Annotated in this window: 7 protein-coding genes; 4 read left to right on the top strand and 3 right to left on the bottom strand. The window is 48.1% G+C overall.

Annotated elements, in window-relative coordinates:
* Nucleotides 1–126 precede the first annotated feature (126 nt).
* Complete coding sequence (locus V8Z93_RS01170; RefSeq protein WP_439432130.1) at nucleotides 127–750, top strand: sensor histidine kinase; 624 nt, start codon at nucleotides 127–129, stop codon at nucleotides 748–750.
* Nucleotides 751–838: 88 nt separating this feature from the next.
* Nucleotides 839–1,594, top strand: coding sequence for a LytR/AlgR family response regulator transcription factor (locus V8Z93_RS01175; RefSeq protein ID WP_439432131.1), 756 nt, complete (start codon nucleotides 839–841; stop codon nucleotides 1,592–1,594).
* A gap of 257 nt (nucleotides 1,595–1,851) precedes the next feature.
* On the opposite strand, the gene V8Z93_RS01180 is transcribed toward V8Z93_RS01175, so the two are convergent.
* From V8Z93_RS01180 to V8Z93_RS01190, 3 genes are all read right to left on the bottom strand, one after another.
* Nucleotides 1,852–8,592 (bottom strand): choice-of-anchor J domain-containing protein, encoded by a 6,741-nt coding sequence (locus V8Z93_RS01180; RefSeq protein ID WP_439432132.1) that lies wholly within the window; start codon nucleotides 8,590–8,592, stop codon nucleotides 1,852–1,854.
* A 27-nt stretch (nucleotides 8,593–8,619) separates the two neighbouring features.
* Nucleotides 8,620–11,991: a M6 family metalloprotease domain-containing protein gene (locus V8Z93_RS01185; RefSeq protein WP_439432133.1), complete on the bottom strand. Its 3,372-nt coding sequence runs from the start codon at nucleotides 11,989–11,991 to the stop codon at nucleotides 8,620–8,622.
* 179 nt (nucleotides 11,992–12,170) lie between these two features.
* Nucleotides 12,171–14,651 carry a hypothetical protein gene (locus V8Z93_RS01190; RefSeq protein WP_439432134.1) on the bottom strand — a complete coding sequence of 827 codons (2,481 nt, stop codon included), beginning with the start codon at nucleotides 14,649–14,651 and terminating at the stop codon, nucleotides 12,171–12,173.
* Between the two features lie 419 nt (nucleotides 14,652–15,070).
* Here V8Z93_RS01190 and V8Z93_RS01195 point away from each other — a divergent pair, with 419 nt between their 5' ends.
* Nucleotides 15,071–18,058: a SusC/RagA family TonB-linked outer membrane protein gene (locus V8Z93_RS01195; RefSeq protein WP_439432135.1), complete on the top strand. Its 2,988-nt coding sequence runs from the start codon at nucleotides 15,071–15,073 to the stop codon at nucleotides 18,056–18,058.
* A gap of 26 nt (nucleotides 18,059–18,084) precedes the next feature.
* Complete coding sequence (locus tag V8Z93_RS01200; RefSeq protein ID WP_439432136.1) at nucleotides 18,085–19,629, top strand: RagB/SusD family nutrient uptake outer membrane protein; 1,545 nt, start codon at nucleotides 18,085–18,087, stop codon at nucleotides 19,627–19,629.
* The last annotated feature ends 31 nt before the right edge of the window (nucleotides 19,630–19,660 follow it).

Raw genomic sequence — 19,660 nt, forward strand, 5'->3', positions numbered from 1 at the left:
TCTTCTAGAATATACGACAATAGCAGTTTCTACATTCACCTCATTTTTTGTATTCTAGTATCCTCAGTCTCTATCATTCAAGCCTGTGGAAATATCATCAAACAGAGAAATGAGGAAAAACTGAAAATGGTAGAGGAAATAAAGAGCGAAAGAGAGAAGACGGCACGTGCACAACTCAATACCCTCAAATTGCAACTTGATCCACATTTTATGTTCAATAGCCTTGGCACACTATCCGGCATCATTGTAGAGGATCCTCAAAAAGCACTAGACTTCACGTCCCGACTCTCCCGCATCTATAAATACATCGTGGCACATCTTGACCAAGATTCTATTACCTTACGAGAAGGTATGCGATTCATCCAAGACTATTGCAAACATATAGAAATGAGATATAAGAATCATTTCGTATTTGATATTGCCAGCAACATCTGCCAAGATGACGAGGAATTGATACTTCCCCTCAGCCTTCAGCTTCTGGTAGAAAATGCAGTAAAGCACAACCAGCACTCAGAGGAACATCCGCTACACATCCGAATCTATAGAGACGATGACTTCGTATGTGTAAGTAATGAGCTTGCCCCTTATACGAAAATCGGATATAGCAAGGAAGAAGGAACAGGCATCGGCATCAAGAATCTCTTCGACCGATACAAGTTGCTCACCGACAAGATTCCTATCATATTACAATCCGATACTACTTACACGGTACAGATACCTATCGTCAAGAAGACAAAAAAACTTGAATAATTGTAACATACACAATAATATGCATAAAATCAAGTTATATAATACGAAAGGGGAACAAATGTAACAATACAAAAAAGGGAAACAAAACATGGCAATAAAAATATTAATCGTAGAAGACGAAAAGCGAATGTACAACTATCTCAAGAAGATGCTCTTAAAGATAGATGCCAGCTATGACATAACAGGTCCTATTACTAATGTAGCAGAATTAAGAGATACGTTGCAGAATGAGGAGCACTACGATCTACTCGTCTCCGACGTACGAATCAATGGTGGCACCTGCTTCAATGCCTTTGAGGTGGTACGTCCCAAGATGCCAGTAATCTTCGTCACCGCCTACGACGAGTATGCGCTTAAAGCCTTCAAGAGCAACGGCATTGCCTACGTACAGAAGCCTGTGGAAGAGGAAGAACTTAGAGAAGCTCTAGAGAAAGCCAAGAAAATGTTATCTCCAGAAAACGAGATTGACAAAATCCTTGCCATGCTTCAGCCTCCTGCCAAGCAATACCGCGAGCGATTCCTTATACCAAAAGGTGATCAATTTCAGATAGTAAACAGTTTTGCCATCAGCTACCTGGAGGTAGACGGCAAGGGAGCCATTGCCCACTTGAGCGACACTTCATCCATGAACATCCCCGAGAGTCTGAATGAACTGGAGAATGAACTGGATCCCAAGATGTTCTTTCGCTGCAGCCGACAGTACCTCATCAACATCGAGGACATCGTCAAGATAGAAAGTACATGGAATGCTAAGCTTATCCTCAAACTACGTAGATTCCCAGACGTAGAATTCGAGGTAAGCCGTGACCGTGTGAAGGAACTGAAGGAGAAGCTGAACCAATAAAAGAACTGGGGTAAGCCTCTTTCCCTTTTAAAAAGCCACAAAGTATAAGAGGGTGTGTCATAAGTCCATGGCACACCCTCATATATTTTTAGCCTTAAGATTCTTTATTAATATATTTTAATATATATAATATTATATATATATTAGTTTTCATACTCTAGAGGAGTTAAGACATGGAGGTATGAATATTCCCGGAATAGAAAAAGGGTGCGTCATCAATACACAACGCACCCTTTTGAATTATTTAGTCCCGAATCTTATCTGCGAGATACGCGAACCTTCACGGTATCATGACCTACCTTCACAATGTATGTGCCGGCTGTCAGTGATGACAATGAAATGTTCTGAACGTAATCATCTGTAACAACGCTATTGGCTACCATCTTGCCATCAGCAGCATAAACAGCTACCTTGTCGCCTGTATGAGCACCCACGATACGCAATGTGCTGCCGGCAACTGTAACCTTCAGCTTATCGGCTGTTACACCATCGATGCCAGTAACAACAAGAGTTACCTTGTTAGAATACTGCTCACCCGTAACAGAATAAGCGGCTGCTACCTGATACTCAAGATAATTGCCAACCACAGAAGACTTATCTGTGTATGAATTACCAGAGATATAGCTGTTGTTCAGCTTGTCACCATTCAGATATACATTGTAACCCAGGAAGGCATTCTTCTGAGAAGTTGCGCCCTGAGCCACATGAGCCACCTTCAATGATGCAGCAGATGCATTCGCCTTTGGCTTGAATGTGAGAACCTCAGCACCCTGCTTTCTTGCCTTCATTGAGTTGGCAGGAGCGTATGGGCTCAAACCGATGGAAATGTTCCAGTTGGCATCGATATCAGCACCAGAATCCTCCATCGTACTCCATGAGATACCATCAGAAGAATAAAGGTCGCCACGACCACTGCGAGCAGGGCCCTTATCGTAACCCAGAGGCACTGTAATCTTATTGTGCTCTACATATACTGCCACACGGAGACTCTTGGTAGGGTCGATTGGGAGTGGCTCGTCAAGATGAATGGTATTGAAGGCATACTCCTTCAGGCTTGGAACAAACTGCTGGCGAACCAACGTGTTGTTCTGATATACCAATACATAGAGAGCATCAGGAATCTGATTGATGTAAACCTCTACATCGCTCAATGCCAGATGACCATATTCCTTCAAATCCTCAGCAAACCAGTTGACTCCTGCGAAGAAGGCACCACCGTTAGGCTGACCGGCTGCATCGTAGCAGTTGCCATTGTGCCAACGCAAGTAGATAGGCTCACCCAGGGCAGGAGTCTGCCAGGTCAGGTTTCTGCTGTCTCCATTGTTCTCCACACGAAGGGTGGTTGGAGCCAGACTACCATTGTCATAATAGAGATCGAGGCTCACTGCATCGCTCAACTCGCTCTCGGCAGAGTTCTTGGTAACCAGCTTCACCTGATAATCATAATGACCAATCAGCAGGTTGTGGTCTACATAAGAGATGCCCTGTACTGGAGATGCGGTAATCTTCTCGCCGTTGCGATAGATATCGAATCCGTAGCAGTCGGTCTGAGGTGCCTCCTTGTAGAAGCTTACACCATCGATATACTGGTCTGGATTACCCGCAGCCTTAGCCAAGCCGATGTACTCTGTACCCTCAGGCAATTCGCACATCACATCCTGCCACTGCTCTGTGGTTGTCACAGTCTGCAGACGGATGAAGTTGTCACGGTGAGTACCACCTACAGAATAATAGATCTCGAATGTACCATTACCCTTATGGTCATCAGCATTTCTTGCTGCAAGACGAACATACTTCATATTTTCTGCCTTTACAACACCGAATGCCTCAGCCTTCTGACCGGCAACAATCGACTTGCTGCCATCGAATGAGTAGTCGGAACTTACCATCCAGTTTGACTTGTAGCTCTCGCCCTCAGCTCCGAATACCTCTGTACCATCTACAGAAGACTCGAATGAGTTCACGGAAGCTGCAGCCTTGTACATATCAGGATCCTTGAACGAGAGGAGCACGTTGTAACCGTAGGTTGACTGCACAGCCTGTACATTCTCAGGAACCTTAGCCTCACCAGAAGCCACGATAGCAGCTGTGGCAACAGCCGACTTAGCCGAAGTAGTACCATCAATATAAACGGTCTCTACGCTGTAGTCGTAATTACCTTCCTGGCTCACGGTTTCCTGATAGAAACGGCGGGTAAGAGGTTCGCCATTCAGTTTCTCGCCATTGCGGTATACATTGTAACCAGCCACAGTGTTCAAGCCGCCCATATCCAGAACGATGAACTTGGTAGCCTTACCCTGACGCTGCAGAGCGAGCAACATGTAAGTGATGCCCTCAGGAGATACGAACGAAGACATACCACCTGCCTTGTAAGAAGAGATGTTGTCAATCTCAAGATACTTGCCCATATCGAGAGAGCCAACACGCTCACCGCTTGCCATATCATAGATGCCGATGGTATAGGCATTCGCCTCATTACCCTGCTCGAAAGCATAGAGCTTGCCATCGTAGTATGCTGTACCGGAAGCACCCTTCAGGGTAGGACCTGTAGCCAACTTGCTGCCATCCTTGGCCATGTAGATGCTGGTCTCCCAGTCACCAACCTCGAAGCCGCCCTTGCCGCCATCCAGTGTTGGGATGTAAGCCAAGTGGCGTGAGTACTCAGAGATATCGATGCTCTTCATCAACTTCATGGTAACAGGATTGATGACATGCATCTTGGTGCTGTAGTCGCCTGCATAGAGATACTGACCATCGTAAGCCAGGTTGCGGATACCGTCGATATCGCTTACCACGCAGCTCTTCACCTTCTTGCCATCCATAGAGTAAACGTCGATTCTACCATCCTCGTTATAGATAGAGGTATAGATGTACTTGCCGTCGGTAGCCACAGCCATAGAAGACTTCGCACCTTCGAATTCTCTTACGAACTCAGGCATAGCTGCATCGGTTGTTACAGGACGCTTAGCCACATCTGCAGGGATTGACATCTCTGAAACGGTAGGAGCATCCCAGCGGAGTGAGATGTCGCGGTTGCGGGTTACAGTGGCATCCAGGTGATGAGGAGCCGTCTGGTTCTCGATGGCATAAGCCTCAACAGAAGTCTTGCCGCCAAGCTCAGATTCACCGCCATCAGCATATACAGAAGTTACCTGATAGCTGTAGGTACCTGCGTTAGAGATGACATCATCGAATGACTGACCAGCCACAGGAGTGGTGTTCACCTTCACGCCATCACGATAGATGTTGTAACCCACAGGGGTTGCCTCAGTATCGTTGCTGTTAGGAGCCACGTTTACACGGATGTTCAAGTTACCGCTAATAGCCGATTCAGCTGCAGTAAACCAGTTCTTTCCATCCACAGAGAGCAGGTTACCCTTGCCGTCCACAGCCTTGCTGTCGTCGAGACTCAGAGGATGTACATCCGCATCATTCATAATCTGGAATGCGAAGATATAAGAATGTCCTGGCTTCAGGATAATATCCTTATCCAATGGAATATCGGTGAATGAACCGTCATACTTGATTTCGCCTCTATATTTCTTGCTGTAGATGATGTTGCCATCCTCATAGATACGAGGTGCAAGATAGGTAACCGTGTTAACCAACTGGATGGAAACAGAAGAAACCTTCTTGTTGCGGTAAGGCACATAATCCTCAGCATCCCACTTGGCACCTGCGAAGAAGTAACCGCCTGAAGCCAGACCCAGCTCATCCTCGTGCTTGCCGGTAGCCCAGCTCATGGTGTCACGGTGAGCAGCTTCTACCAATGGAGAATCCCAGTTCAGGTGAACATTCTTGTTGTTCTTGATGCTTGAAGTGAGGTTGAGAGGCGCATAATACTGAGCACCCTCGCTGACGAAGGCTACTACAGAATCGCTCTTTGCCGACTCCTTGCCATTGTAAACCGCTGTCACCTGATAAGAATACTTGCCGTAAACCAGCTTGGTATCCGTGAACTGCATCTCCTTCACTGGAGCGGCATTCACCTTCACGTGGTTGCGATATACATTATATCCATCTGCCACGGCAGCACCATTACCCTTAGCCCATGTAAGGACGGTAGAAGCTGCCTTAGGCGCAGCCTTCAGGCTCAACGGACGTGGAGTAGAAGACTCAGATGTAGCATTCAGCTTGAAGCTGATGTTCTGTGCTTCCAACTCTGGGTTGGTGAACAGAGTAGCTGTTGTAGCATAGCTGTCACCCTTCTTTGCCTCCAGAGCATCGAGACCTACACTGATTACCTGCTCAGCACCCGGCTCCAGCGTACCATGCTTAGGAGAGAGGTTGAGCCACTTGTTGGTCTCTGCCAGGGTATAGCTGAATACCAGGTTAGGACTCTGGTTGAGAGTTCCCATCAGAACCAACTTGCCTGGAACTACATCCATAGAAGAGAACAGACCGCAGACATAGTTCTGACCGGTGGTCTGACCACCCAGTACATAACCAGGAACATCGGTCAATACGTGCTTCTCATCGGTCAGGGTACCCTTGGCGATGTCATACTGACGGAGCTGCAGCTTATCAAACTTATCTGAAGACACGGCAGTCATATCAGACAACCAGAGGTATGGACCTCCAGGAGTTACGTCATCGTAAGCTGAACCATATACAGCGATGTTGCCATCAGAAGTCAAGGCAGACATCTTACGGATGAACTTACCCTTGCGGTCAACCAATCCGATGGTTGTAAAGGTACCAATCCAGAAGCCGTCGTAGACAGGATCGTAGGTACAGTGGGTAATCTTCAGGTCGGAAACACCACCCACGGTGATGATATCCACGATGCGGCGGTTGTCGAAATCGAGCTTGAAGATACGGTTAGACCAGTCACTGCCATAGAAGTAACGTCCGTCGAAGGTAATGTCGTAGAGCTTGTAATACATCTCAGGAATAGAGAACTGCTCGATGAACTTACCGTTCTTGTCGTACTTCCAGAACTTACCCAACTCGATGGAAGAGGTGGTATAGTAATACTCACCATCGAAGGCGATAGACTTCTGCAAGTCGCCGGAGGTGTTCCATGACGGCATGGTCTCCCAGCGGTGAGAGATGTCGCCGGTGCCCTTGTTGGTATTCTCCTTGAGATACCAGGTCAAAGGACCGTTACCCTCGTTCTTGATGGTGAAGTTCTTGGTGATATTAGCCTCAGCCTCCAGGTCTGCACTCACGGTGTTGGCAGAAAGCGCTACCTTTGGAGCCTCCAGATTGGCAGTGAAGTTGTTGGTACCATCGGCCTTGACGGTCCATGTACCCTTATACTCGTTGTAGCCCTCACGGATGATACTTACGGTATAAGTACCCTCCTCTATCTGGTCGAGCTTGAGCACACCATTCTTATCGGTAGTCTCGCTGATTACAGCGCCGTTATCGCCAGTCAAGGTAACAGGACATCTGGAGATGGTGCCAGATGGAGTCTTGACACTCAGCTGTCCCTTAGCCCAAACCGGGTTCCATACCTTCACATCGTCTACGTACCAATAGTTAATCCACTTGGCATCGTCGCCATGCGCACGGAAACGGATCTTGAACAGGTTATTGCTCAGATATTCACCGATAGGATAGGTATAAGTTGTCCAGTCGAAGCCACCAGAGTAGTTGTCGAATACATCGAGACCTTCCCAAGTCTTTCCGCCATCGCAGCTCAACTCTACCTCCATGTAGTCAACATTGGTCTGCTCACTGTTGCGGAGACGCAGGTTGAAGCGCAGATAGGTATTGTCCTTGTTTGGAGTATTCAGCTCGCGGGTCTCCAGTGCCTGGTTGTAATTGGTCAATGCCGACCAGCTGTAGGTAGCGGATGGGTCAACCAATCCATACTCGTAGTAGTCGATAGACCACTTGCTCTCCTTGTTGTTGTCGAGGTTCACGGTAGTCCACTTGTCGGCATGGAGCGTCCAGTCGTCGAAGTCGTCCTCGAAAGGCAACAGGCGGATATCCGGAACGGTGACCTTCAGAGGTTCACTCTGGGCAGACTCCTGACCATTCTGATGAACGGCAGTCACCGTATAGGTATAGTCTGTATAGTCTGGCACATTATCAGTGAAGCGTGCAGAATCCATAGGAGCCTCGTTCACCTTCTTGCCGTCACGATATACGTTGAAGCCCACCACAGGGTTGGCAGCTGCCAGCTTCTTCTTGCTCTGAGAAGGACGAATCTTGTTGGTTCCCACGAAGATGTCGTCGAGCAGCATCATGAATCCACCCTCAGAAACACAGTTGATGGTTACATACTTCGCCTCCTTAGGAATGGTATATTTCACGAGTGTCCAAGCCGCAGGAAGTTCCACGTATGGACCTTCGTTCACATACTTGAAGTCGGAAGGACGCTTGCCGGTGGTAGAATAACCTACACGAACACGCTCAGCAGCAAAGTTGTCGCCCTCGATTTTGTAACTGCGAGCCATGAAGCTAAACTGGAAGTCCTGGTCGAAGTTCAATTCTGGCGAGATGATGTAGTCGTTGTTCTTATCGTCGATAGAACTGAAATCCACCAGCATCTTCTTGCCAGAATAAGGCTGGAAATTTGGATTCTCGTTTACCGCAGGAGAGGTTTCCCAAGGGTTCATGACCACGAAAGCCATCTTCTGACCCTGAGTTGGGAAGGCACAAGCCTGCCAGGTATAGGTATTGTTATTATCGGCGTCGATATACGACCAGCCCACGTTACCGGCTGAATTGATGGCGAAGTCCTGATGATTCTCGAAATCATCGAAGTAGCCATCGGTCTTTTCCGGTGAAATCCAGCTCAACTTCACCGTCTTGTCGCTCACACCCATCAGTTGGAGTCCGTAAGGCACACCTTCGGCATTGCCTTCCACCTTCATCTTGGTATAGCGAACGACAGGTGCCTTGCGAGACTGAGCCACGAAATTCTCCGATGGCTTCACCTTTTCGCCTTCACCCTTCTTTCCATCAGTCAGCGCATCCACCGAAGCCCATACAGCTCCGCAGGTCATTGCCGCCAACAAGATGGCAGAATATTTATAATGTTTCATAAATGTTCTATTTGATGCTATTATTTATTACTTGATGATAATCTTGCTGCGATGGGTCTTGCCCTCGCCGCTTACGCTGATGATAGCCATGCCGGTGCCTGCAGGAACCTGGAAGTTCAGACTGCCAGAGCGTGCCTCAGCGGTATAGAGCTGAACGCCGGCAGCAGATGTACAGGTCACGGTGTAGCCTGCCTTGATGCCATCTACCTGGATATTGCCACCGTTCACGCTGATGCCGATGCCGGTACCCTCGATGACATCGTGGATGTCTGTAGAGGTATTTGCCTGGTAGTAAACAGGTGCAGACTCATCGTAGTAAAGGTTGCCCTTACCTGAAGCTACCCAAACACGGTACTTGCCCTCATCATACTCGCCGTCTTCCTTGTTGGTAATAGGAATCTCTGTGGCATTTCCTACAGAACCGGCTGCCAACTCCTCATAAACCTTACCATCGTTGTAGGTAAGTGTGAGATACTTGATGCGGGCATTTCTACCGCCATTCTTGAACTTGAAGCGCAGCTGTCTGTACTTCTTGTTCTCCAGATAGGTAGAGTAATCCTCTTCCTGACCTTCTGAATCATATTCCTTCAGGGTAATCTTGGAACCCACGGCATTCCATGTCTTGCCATCCTCAGTACCCTCAATGCTCAACTCAGAAGAACCGAGCGGACCGGATGCGGTGACGATGAACTTGCAGTCCTTGATACCGTCAGGACAATCCTTCAGGGTAACGGAACCATTGCTGCGGAACTGGATAGAACCTGTGCCCAGAACTACATCACCCTCTACATTCTGATAGAAATCCATTGGGGTGAACACGGTCTGCGAGTTGGTCTTATTGGTCTCTCTACTCAGGCAGAGATAGTAGTTATCAGCACCTTCCACAGGGCTCCATGATGCAGTAAGCTTGCTCTCGCCGGTTCTCTCCAGCTTCACGTCCTTAGGCGTATCGAGCTTCTGGGTTACCATCACGTTCCACAACCAGAGGTCGTTCTGCATTCTCTCTGAGCAGACACGGAAGGCTACATAGATATCCTTTCCGGCAAACTGGCTCAAATCTACCTCCTCAGCATGCTGAGCACCGAAGTAATCGGCAAAAGAGAAACGCTTTACGAGGTGGAAATCGTTCAGATCGTTGGTCTTGGTAGAAACCAATACCTCCAGGTCTTCCACACCTTTCTCCTCTGTCACACCACGGGTGAAGAACATCACGCCCTTCTCTGGCACGTGGAAGCGGCGACGGCTGATGAGATAATCATCTGCATCGTTCCAATAGTTCAGAGAATAGTGAACGGCCTGGGCACCCTCGTCCTGATACCAGGTGGTACCATCGCCATTGTGGTCGATAATCTGCCATCCGTCAGGATTGCCGTCTGTCCAGCTCAGGAAGTTTCCGTAGAATGGAGTATCCAGGGTTACGTTGGCGTATGCCCACTCGGTGGTGAATGGAACCGGTGAACCATATACCACGCTGCCATCGCTCATCTTCATGTAAGAGCGTACGCTGTAGGTGGTTCCTGGCTGCAAGTCCTTGGCTGTGAAAGAAGCATCCTTGATATTCTCTACCTTGCCTGCTGCGCTCACGCCATCGGTGAGGGTTGGGTCGGCAGAAGCGCCTTCCTTCCAGCAGAAGCCTACCTCATCCACATCTACCTTGTTGCTTTCGATGTTTGCCTTGAAAGTGGCCTTGGTATCGTAAATCTTCTCTGGCACAAGTGTCTTGATGAAGTTCCACTTGCTGGTACCGCCATTAACCTGGAACATCACGTTGCCGTCCTGCTCCATGATATTGGTGATAGGCACGTTAACCGGTTCCTTCGCCCAATTCAGGGAATTAGGGGTGGTGGTGTCGGTGAAAGATGTATTGGCTGATTTACCCGGATAGGTATCGCCGCTACGGGTCACCTCGTTGTCGATGCCGTCGGCTGGCACGATATACATGCAGCGATGCTTGGCGCTGTTGTTTGGTCCGTTGATATCCCACCAGTCTTTCTTCATCTCATCGGTATAGTCGTAATGAGTGATGAGCAGACCATGACCCGGGATATACTTATCCCAACCCGTCTGCTGGCGGTTTTCCAGGATGAACCACTCCATACCTGTACCAGGTGTACGGTCTGGCTGGCAGTTGATGAAGCGCGCCTTGTTGTCGGCGATAGAAGTCAGGGTAACATCCTCAGGGTTCTTCACCTCTACGATGTCCTCGCCTTCCTTCATCCAGCCCATCTGCATACGCTCGAATGCCATCAGGCAAGGAGGAGTACGGCTATCGTTGTTGTAGCTGCCAGAGGCATAAAGGCTGTAGGCACCTGGGTCGATACCCTTACCATTGCTGGTATCATCGGTATCATACATATCCTTGAGACCCAGCACATGGCCGAACTCATGGGTGAAGGTTCCGATACCATCCATAGATGGAACTACAGGAGCACCTGGCATACCTACCAGCTCGGCAGAGCAGGAATAGTCGTGAATCAAGATACCATCGATGGTGGTGTTATCGTCCAGATACCAGCTGTGTGGCCAGATGTCATCACCATTGGCAGTACTTGCCTCGCTATATCCGGCATAGATTACGTAGCAGTTGTCCATGATGCCATCGCCATCGTTATCAAACTGGCGGAAATCCAGATCAGGATTGTTCTTCTTGGCGAGTTCCACAGCCTCCTTCACCATGTCGCGTGGATTGGTATCAGTACCGCTGGTACTGCTGCTGTTGCCACCATAGTAAGCTGTTGGCTTGGAAAGGGTGTATGGACCCACTACCTTGAAGTTAGGGATAAACTGACCCATGGAATTGTCGCGGTAGTAATCCTTCACACTACCCGTACCGCCGTTCTCGCTGTAGCCAGGCTGGTTCAGCCAGTGGTCGAAGTCCTGCTGGGTGTGTCGAAGCACGCTATCCTGGAAGTTAACCAGGACCACCAGATACTGCGATTCCTTGACAGTAGCCTCTCCGGTTCTTGTTTCGGCAGCATACTTGCGGGGAGCCACGATGCGGCGGCTCAGGAACTTGTTAGGCGCCTTCTTCATGATAGGGGTTTTGCTCAAGATGTCGGCAGTGGCATCTTTCGCACTGGTCAGTGACTCCAGGAGTTTCTTCTCCTTTTCAGATCGCGCATCCACATTGTGTGCTCTCTGTCTGGTCATCACTTTCTTCTGGGTTTTCCAGTCGTAATCCACGTAACAGAAATAACCCTTCTTGTCCTTGTTCAGGAGAAATCCATCCGTGGTAGTAACGAAGTGGAAATTCTCATCACCTTGTATTCTTACCAACAAGGTGGTGCCGTCAGGCTGCCGCATCGTGATTGGATGGGGATATGCCTTGATAGCCCAGGTGGCCTGGGTATATCCCGCACACAAGACGGAAGCCAAAAGCAGTCTTTTGAGACCTCTCATAGTTTTCTCGTTTTTTAATGTGTATAAATATAATAATTACTTAATTCTTTTCTCTTTTCCTGATAGAAATAACAGGTTGAAAGCTGGTGATATTTTGACGAAAAAGGGCGCAGGCGGAGTTTTCACACCCCACTTGCACCTTTATTATATAATGTTTTGTCTTATCACACTATGACCCATTACTTCTTGACAACAATCTTCTTGGTCTTACCGTTAGACTTGATGATGTATACACCATTGCCTGAAATCTGGTTCACCTGGGTACCGTCCATCTTGAAGATAGATACCTTGCTGTCGCCAGCTGCCTCGATGTTCCAGATGCCAGTTGCCTCGTTATCCATCCATGTGAAGTTGGTAGCACCGTATGAATCAACAAACTGGAAGTAAACATCACCAGCTGCTGCCATCTCCTTGGTAAACTCATAAACGTAAGAGCCATCAGGCAGCTGTACGTAATTGGCTCTTACCTCCTCGGCATTGGCGCCATTCTTGGCATCCTCCAGACTGTTATAGAGGGCTGTCATCAAGTAGCTGCTCAGGCGGAAGGTGGTTGTACCAGCAGGGAGTGAAGCCTTCATCCATACAGGAGTACTGCGGGAAGCACCTGTAATTGTCACGGTCTTACCCTTGGTGAGTACCAATGGATTGGTTACTGTTTCACCTGGCTCAGCCTCGTGCTTGGTAAACTTGATCTTGCTACCGGTAACCTTACCTGCGATAACGCAGTGGATATAGAGCTTATCGCCCTTGCTAACGATAACCTTACCCTTATATACGGTGGTTGAAACACTACCTACGGTCTCAGTACCCATCATGGTAGTTCCGTATGGCTCCTCATTCTTGAAGATTTCGATGCGGTCGCTGCCACCATTATAACCTTGGTCGCAGGCGAAGTCGAGAACACCATCCTCAGTTACGTTATACTGCAACCAGAGGTCAGCAGCACCTGCCTTGGTGAAAGTATATTCGTTATCCTCCATGACGATAGGGTTAGTGCGAGACTCACCGGCAGCGAACTCCTTTTCTTCCAGATACATGGTTGTACCCTTGGCTGCACCAGATACCTTAATCAGATAAGTGGTTCCGGCAGTAGCCTCGATAAAGAAGTCGGTACCCTTGTTGATGGCTGTGTATTCACCATCATACATGCCTGTACCTTTAGGGAAGCTGACAGTAACACCTGGTTCAACCTCCACATTGAGCTTACCATTCTTGGTAGCTGTATATTTGAAGTATTCAGTGCCATCTACGGTGATTTCGTTTTCACCCACTACAGCTTCAGCTGGGTTTGTTAGAAGAGAACCCTTCTCTGCATCCAGATATGAAACCTTGAATGCCAATGGATTACCCTCATTGGCTGTAACCTTCAGGATGTAAGTAACATCGTATGTATTGCCACCAACGTAAGTCTTCAGCAAACCATCCTTTACAGTAGCAGCACCATACTCGCCATTCTGCTGGTTGTAGAAGAGGATAGAAGTAGCTGCATCGAGATTGGCATCAGTCTCAACCGTAACAAACTTCTCTGTGTTGGCAGGAACCGTGAGCTTATAATAATAGGTACCCTTAGCACTAGGCAAAGTCTTCTCTACAGGGAGTTCAGTCAATTCGAAGGCTGTATTCACAGTCTCACCTGGCTGGTATTCCTGCATCTCAGCCTTGATGACATCCTCGGCATCAGAATTCTGCAACTTGTTCACTACAATATAATAGGTAGAACCAGTATAAGGAATCTCTACACGGACATTATAGGTACCCGACTCAGAAGAAGCCGCTACCTGCTGATAGGTGATATTGCTCAAGCTGGTATATACCTTCACCTGACCACCAGCCAGCACAGCATCGCTGGAGATATTCAGATAACCCGTCTTGTTAGGAGTATAAGTAAAGTAGTAGTCGCCCATCTCAGCAGGCACCTTGTTCTCACCCTCGTTCAAAACGAATGGCATCTCAAGAGAACCAGCCTTCACCTCTACGAGCTTAGAGTTTGCAACGACACTACCCTGAAGATTCAGTGCGATGCTATAAGTCTTACCCTGCTCCACGCTTACTTTCAGTACATATCCGCCTGTAGCCTGGTCATACTCAGCAGAAACAGGATTACCATTCACTGTGGCACCAGCAACATAGCTTGAGAAAGAGAGCTGGAGCTGAGCGGTCTTTTCAGCAGTATAGGTAACATAGGCAGTAGTGTTCTCATACTGAACACCCAGCGGATTACCCAGGAACAACTCCTCACCTACCTTCAACTCGGCAGGATTGTCCTGAGAGAGACCCTTGCCATAAGAAGACATCTCAGACAAGTCAAGGTTGAAGCCCGACTCACCCGTCATGTTCATGATGAAGTAGTAGGTCTTACCCTTTTCCAAGGCATACGCTTTAGAAGGATACTTCAAGCCCGCACCACCCAGGGTGAGAGAATCTGTTCCTTCTACCGATGTAAATACAGTAGGAACATTGCTTGATCCAGACAATGGAGATACCTTGGCAAGATAGTTCTTGTCTGCTGTAAACTTCCAATAAGTGTTCTTAGCCTCACTGCTCTCTACCTTATAGGTATTCTCACCCTTCTGGGCATCGAGAGCAGATTCAATTGATGTCTGTGCCATTGCTGCTGAAGAAAGGCACAATGCTGTCGCAAAAAGTAAAACTTTTCTCATACTTTCGACTTTTAAAATTATGATATTTAAATTTATTATCCGTAACTCATCACGCCCTATGAGCGTTAATCTTCCTCCATTTTGGCGGCAAAGATAATAATTTATATTGAAACTCACAAGAATTTTTGCATAAAAACTGCATAAAACTAACATTTACTAACAAAAATACATTAATGAATATAAAAAATAGCAAATTTCACCCTTTTTTGGTTTACAAAACGTCAAGTTATCCGAAAATATAGCCATTTATTTTATATTTTCTCAAAAACATTTGGAAGAAAGATAAATTTTGCTTAATTTTGCACCGATTTCAGGGACACCCCTTCTATCAGGGGCTAAAAATGACGAAAAAAATTAGTAGAATACACTTTAAAGTTAAAAATAGTAAGTAATAACAATAAAAAGAAAAAAAGAGATCTATGGAAAAAAGACTCATGATGTTTATTGCTTGCGTCTTCCTGAATTTGGGAATGGCGCTGGCACAAACTCACGTTTCTGGTGTAGTTACCTCTTCTGAAGACGGTTCACCGATTATCGGTGCATCTGTAAAGATTGTGGGTACTACTTCTGGTACAGTGACCGACATCGACGGTAACTTCGCTCTTGATTTAGAGAGCAACAAGGCCGAGCTGGAATTCAGCTACATCGGCATGGTGACCAAGAAATTAAAGGCATCTGAAAAGATGCAGGTTGTTTTGGATCCTGACACACATGTACTTGAGCAGGTTATCATCACCGGTTACGGTGCTGCCAAGAAGTTGGGATCTGTAGTTGGCGCTATTTCCAACATCGGTGAAAAGAAGTTGGAAACGGTCGTAACCCCTAACTTTACTGATGCGCTCGCCGGTCAGGTATCTGGTTTGTCTGTTCTGTCATCTGCCGGTGACCCTTCACAGTCTGCACAGATCCGTCTGCGTGGTGTCAACTCTATCGGTTCTTCTAACCAGCCTCTGTTCATCCTCGATGGTTCTCCTATCACTGCTAGCTTCTTCAGCACATTGAACCCATCAGACATTGCCAACATCACCGTGTTGAAGGATGCTGCGTCAACCTCTATCTATGGCTCACGTGCAGCCAACGGTGTTATTGTCATCACTACCAAGCAGGCTAAGTACAACGAGTCGGTTCAGCTCACCGTAAAGGCACAGTATGGTATCTCTTCTGCTACCAGCAAGGGTGAAGAGATGATGAACTCTCAGCAGTACATCCAGTTCCGCGACATGATCGGACAGCCTGTGAACGACAATATCCGCAACTTGGTGAGCAAGTATGGTATCAGCACCGACTGGCGCGACGAGATGATCAAGAACTCGGCTCCTACTTCTGATATCAACGCTACCTTGCAGGGCGGTGGTCAGACCATGAACTATTTTGTGTCATTCAACCACCATCAGGAGGATGGTTTGATCGAGGATTCCAATATGCGCCGCAGCACATTGGCAGCCCGCATCAACTCTCGTCTGAACAAGTTCTTCAAGGTGGGCTTCAGCTCTAACTTCGGTGTTCAGGACTACAGCCAGAACAGCATGTGGGCTGACAGCAAAAAGACATACGCTTCCAACCCATTGGTAGCTGCCAAGATGGCGTTGCCATACGATACACCTTATTATTATAGCTTCGACGAGGCTGGTAATCTGGTGAAGGGCGACCGCGCTGCCGGACTCCTCTACTCTCAGTTCCTGCTGCCTTGGTTCACTGTAGCCAATACAAAACAGGACCGCAAGAATGTAACCATCAACCTGTCGCTGAACGAGCAGTTGACTCCTGTTGAGGGATTGACTTTCACAGCCCTGCAGTCTTTGTTTGGCTACGACCTCACATCCGACAGAGCAAGTCTCCCATACGAGCAGTTCACTACCCCAATGGGTCAGGTAATCGATGCTCATACCGGTGGTGTTGCTTCAGACTTCAGCCGCTACTACGCTTACACATTGACTCATACAGCTGAGTTCCGTCATAACTTCGGTCCTCATTATGTAAACCTGCTGCTGGGTGAGGAGACCCGCATCCAGAAGGGTCGTAGTTTCGGTATCACTTCTACAGGTCAGACCGACGTTCGCCGTATGTTGCTGAACACTGCTACCACCATCACTCCATCAGCTCAGACTGACAGCCGTTCAGAGGAAGTAGCCAACTCTCTCTTCGGAACTGCCGAGTATAACTTCAAGGAGAAGTACTTCGTATATGCTTCACTCCGTTTCGACGGTAGCTCTAAGTTTGCTCCAGACCACCGTTGGGGTACCTTCGGTTCCCTCGGTTTGAAGTGGAATGCCAAGCGCGAAAGCTTCCTCCGTGGTGTTAAATGGCTGGACGACCTGACCGTGAGCGCCAACTATGGTACTACCGGTAATGACTCAGGTGCCGGTTCTTACGATTTCTACGGACTCTTCGGTTCCGGCAAAAACTACAATGGCGAAGGTTCCATCGATATCACCCAGGCAAGCAACGACAAGTTGACTTGGGAGAAGGTGAGCAAGCTGAACATCGGCTTGAACTTCGGTTTGTTCAACCGCGTTACCGTGGATGCCAACTTCTACCGCAACGAGACATCTGATATGCTGATGGAGATTCCTTACTCTATGACCACAGGTTTCGCCTCGGGTATGGGTAACATCGGTAACATGGTGAACAAGGGTTTCGAGACAACCGTAAACGTTGACCTCATCAAGACCAAGGATATGAGCTGGAGTGTATCTGCCAACATCAACTACAACAAGAACGAGATTACAAAGCTGTTTGCAGGTCGCGACGAATACGTGCTTTCAGGCACTGGTATGAAGTTGCAAGTGGGTCATGCCTACGGTGAGTTCTACAATGTACGCTATGCAGGTGTTGATTCACGCACCGGTGAGCCTATGTGGTACGACAAGAACGGCAACATCACCAAGACATACGACGAGACCAACAACTCTGTGTTCCTGGGCAAGAACCGCTATGCACCATGGATTGGCGGTTTCGGCACCAACTTCACATGGAAGGGCCTCAGCGTCATCGCAGACTTCGCTTGGCAGTCGGGCAAGTACATGCTCGTCAACGACGACTACTTCATCAAGAATGCCAACTTGGGTACTTCTTATAACCAGAGCGTAGACATGCTGAACGTATGGACTACTCCAGGTCAGGTTACCGACATCCCAGCTTATGGTTACGATATCTACGTCGACGACCACATGCTGAGCAATGCATCATTCCTGCGCATGAAGACACTGACCGTTCAGTATCAGTTGCCAAAGAGCTGGATGCAGACCATCCGTTACATCAAGGACATCAAGGTGTTCGGTATCGCCCGCAACCTCTTTACCATCACTTCATTCGACGGATATGATCCAGAGCCAGACATCAACCTGGTTCACTTCAACTATCCAAACACCCGCCAGTTTGTGATTGGTGCAGAGTTAACATTCTAAACAAAAAGTATTACTAGAAAAGAATTATGAAGAAAATATATTTTTCATTGATGCTTCTGTGCGCGATGGCGTTCACATCCTGCAGCATGGACAAGGCTCCATACGGTTCGCTGGATGACAAAACAGCCATCGAGAAGGAGCAGGACCTTCGCCAATTCCGCAACGCAATGTACACCAACCTGCGTGTGGTGACATCTGGCTCTTGGCTTTACCTGTCAGATGTACAGATGGACGAGTTCCACGGACTGATCAGCAACGGTAACCGTCTCGGTCAGTTCTCAAACGGTTTGATTACCATCACCGATGGTGACGTTTCCAACATGTGGGGCGGCAGCTATTCCATGATTGCCACAGCCAATGCCATCATGGAGCGTGCAGCCAACATGCAGGCAAGCGATGCCTTCAGCGATAAGGACAAGATTGCCTTCGCTCACTATGATGCCGAAGCACACTTCGTTCGTGCCTACATGTATTTCTGGTTGGCAGACCATTTCTGCCAGTCATATACACAGTGTGATCCAACCAAGGCAGCAAGCGGTCTGCCTTTGACCACAGTCTATAAGCCAACAGGTAATCTCAACGACTACCCTAGCCGTTCTACCCTGACAGAGACCTTCGCTCTGATTGAGGAAGATATGCAGAAGGCATACGATGGTTTGGTAGCATACGAGAAATCGGGTGTAAAGGTTGCCAAGGAAGAGGCTCAGCCTCTGGCTTATATCCATTCACAGACCGTACAGGCTCTCCAGGCTCGCGTTGCCTTGGTTAAGGGCGACTGGGCTAATGCGGCTAAATATGCAAAGGCTGTCATCAACAGCGGCAAGTACAGACTGACCACCATCGACGACTATGCCAAGCTCTGGACCAAGGACGAGGGTACAGAAATCATCTTCCGCCCTCTGATGACTGCACAGGAGTTGGGCAGCTCTAACGGCGCATACTACGTAAGTGAGTCGGAGACCAAGGCAGACTACATTCCAACAGCTGCCGTCTTAAACCTCTTTTGGGAGAAGTTCGAGGGTGATGTTCGTGCCGATGTATTCCTGAAGCAGTATGACAACCTGCAGGTAGAGGGTAACAGCTACGAGGCGATAGCTTTCAACAAGTTCCCAGGAAACTCAGACCTCCGCACAGGCAGCAACAACAACCTCATGAACATGAGCAAGCCATTCCGCCTCTCAGAGATGTATCTCATCGTAGCCGAGGCAGAAGCTCGCCAGGACCACAAGGAAGAAGCAAACAAGTATCTCAACATTCTGCGCAGCAACCGCATCGTGGATTATGTAACAGAGAACTATTCTGAGCAGAAGACTCTCCTCAAGGAAATAAAAGAAGAGCGTGAGCGTGAGTTCATCGGCGAGGGTATGCGCATGAGCGACATCCGCCGTTACGGCGAGGGCTTCCAGCGCGAGCCTAACCACGACGAAAACGAGAATCTGAACGACATCATCGTGAAGCAGGGCAGAGCATTGAAATATACTGCAAACGACTACCGCCTCACCTGGCCTATCCCTAAAGCAGAGATGGATGCCAACCCTCACTTGGCTGGTCAGCAGAACCCAGGCTATTAATATAATAATGTAGTAATCAACAAGAATTCAT

Source organism: Segatella copri (assembly GCF_051861805.1).
Lineage (GTDB): Bacteria > Bacteroidota > Bacteroidia > Bacteroidales > Bacteroidaceae > Prevotella > Prevotella copri_M.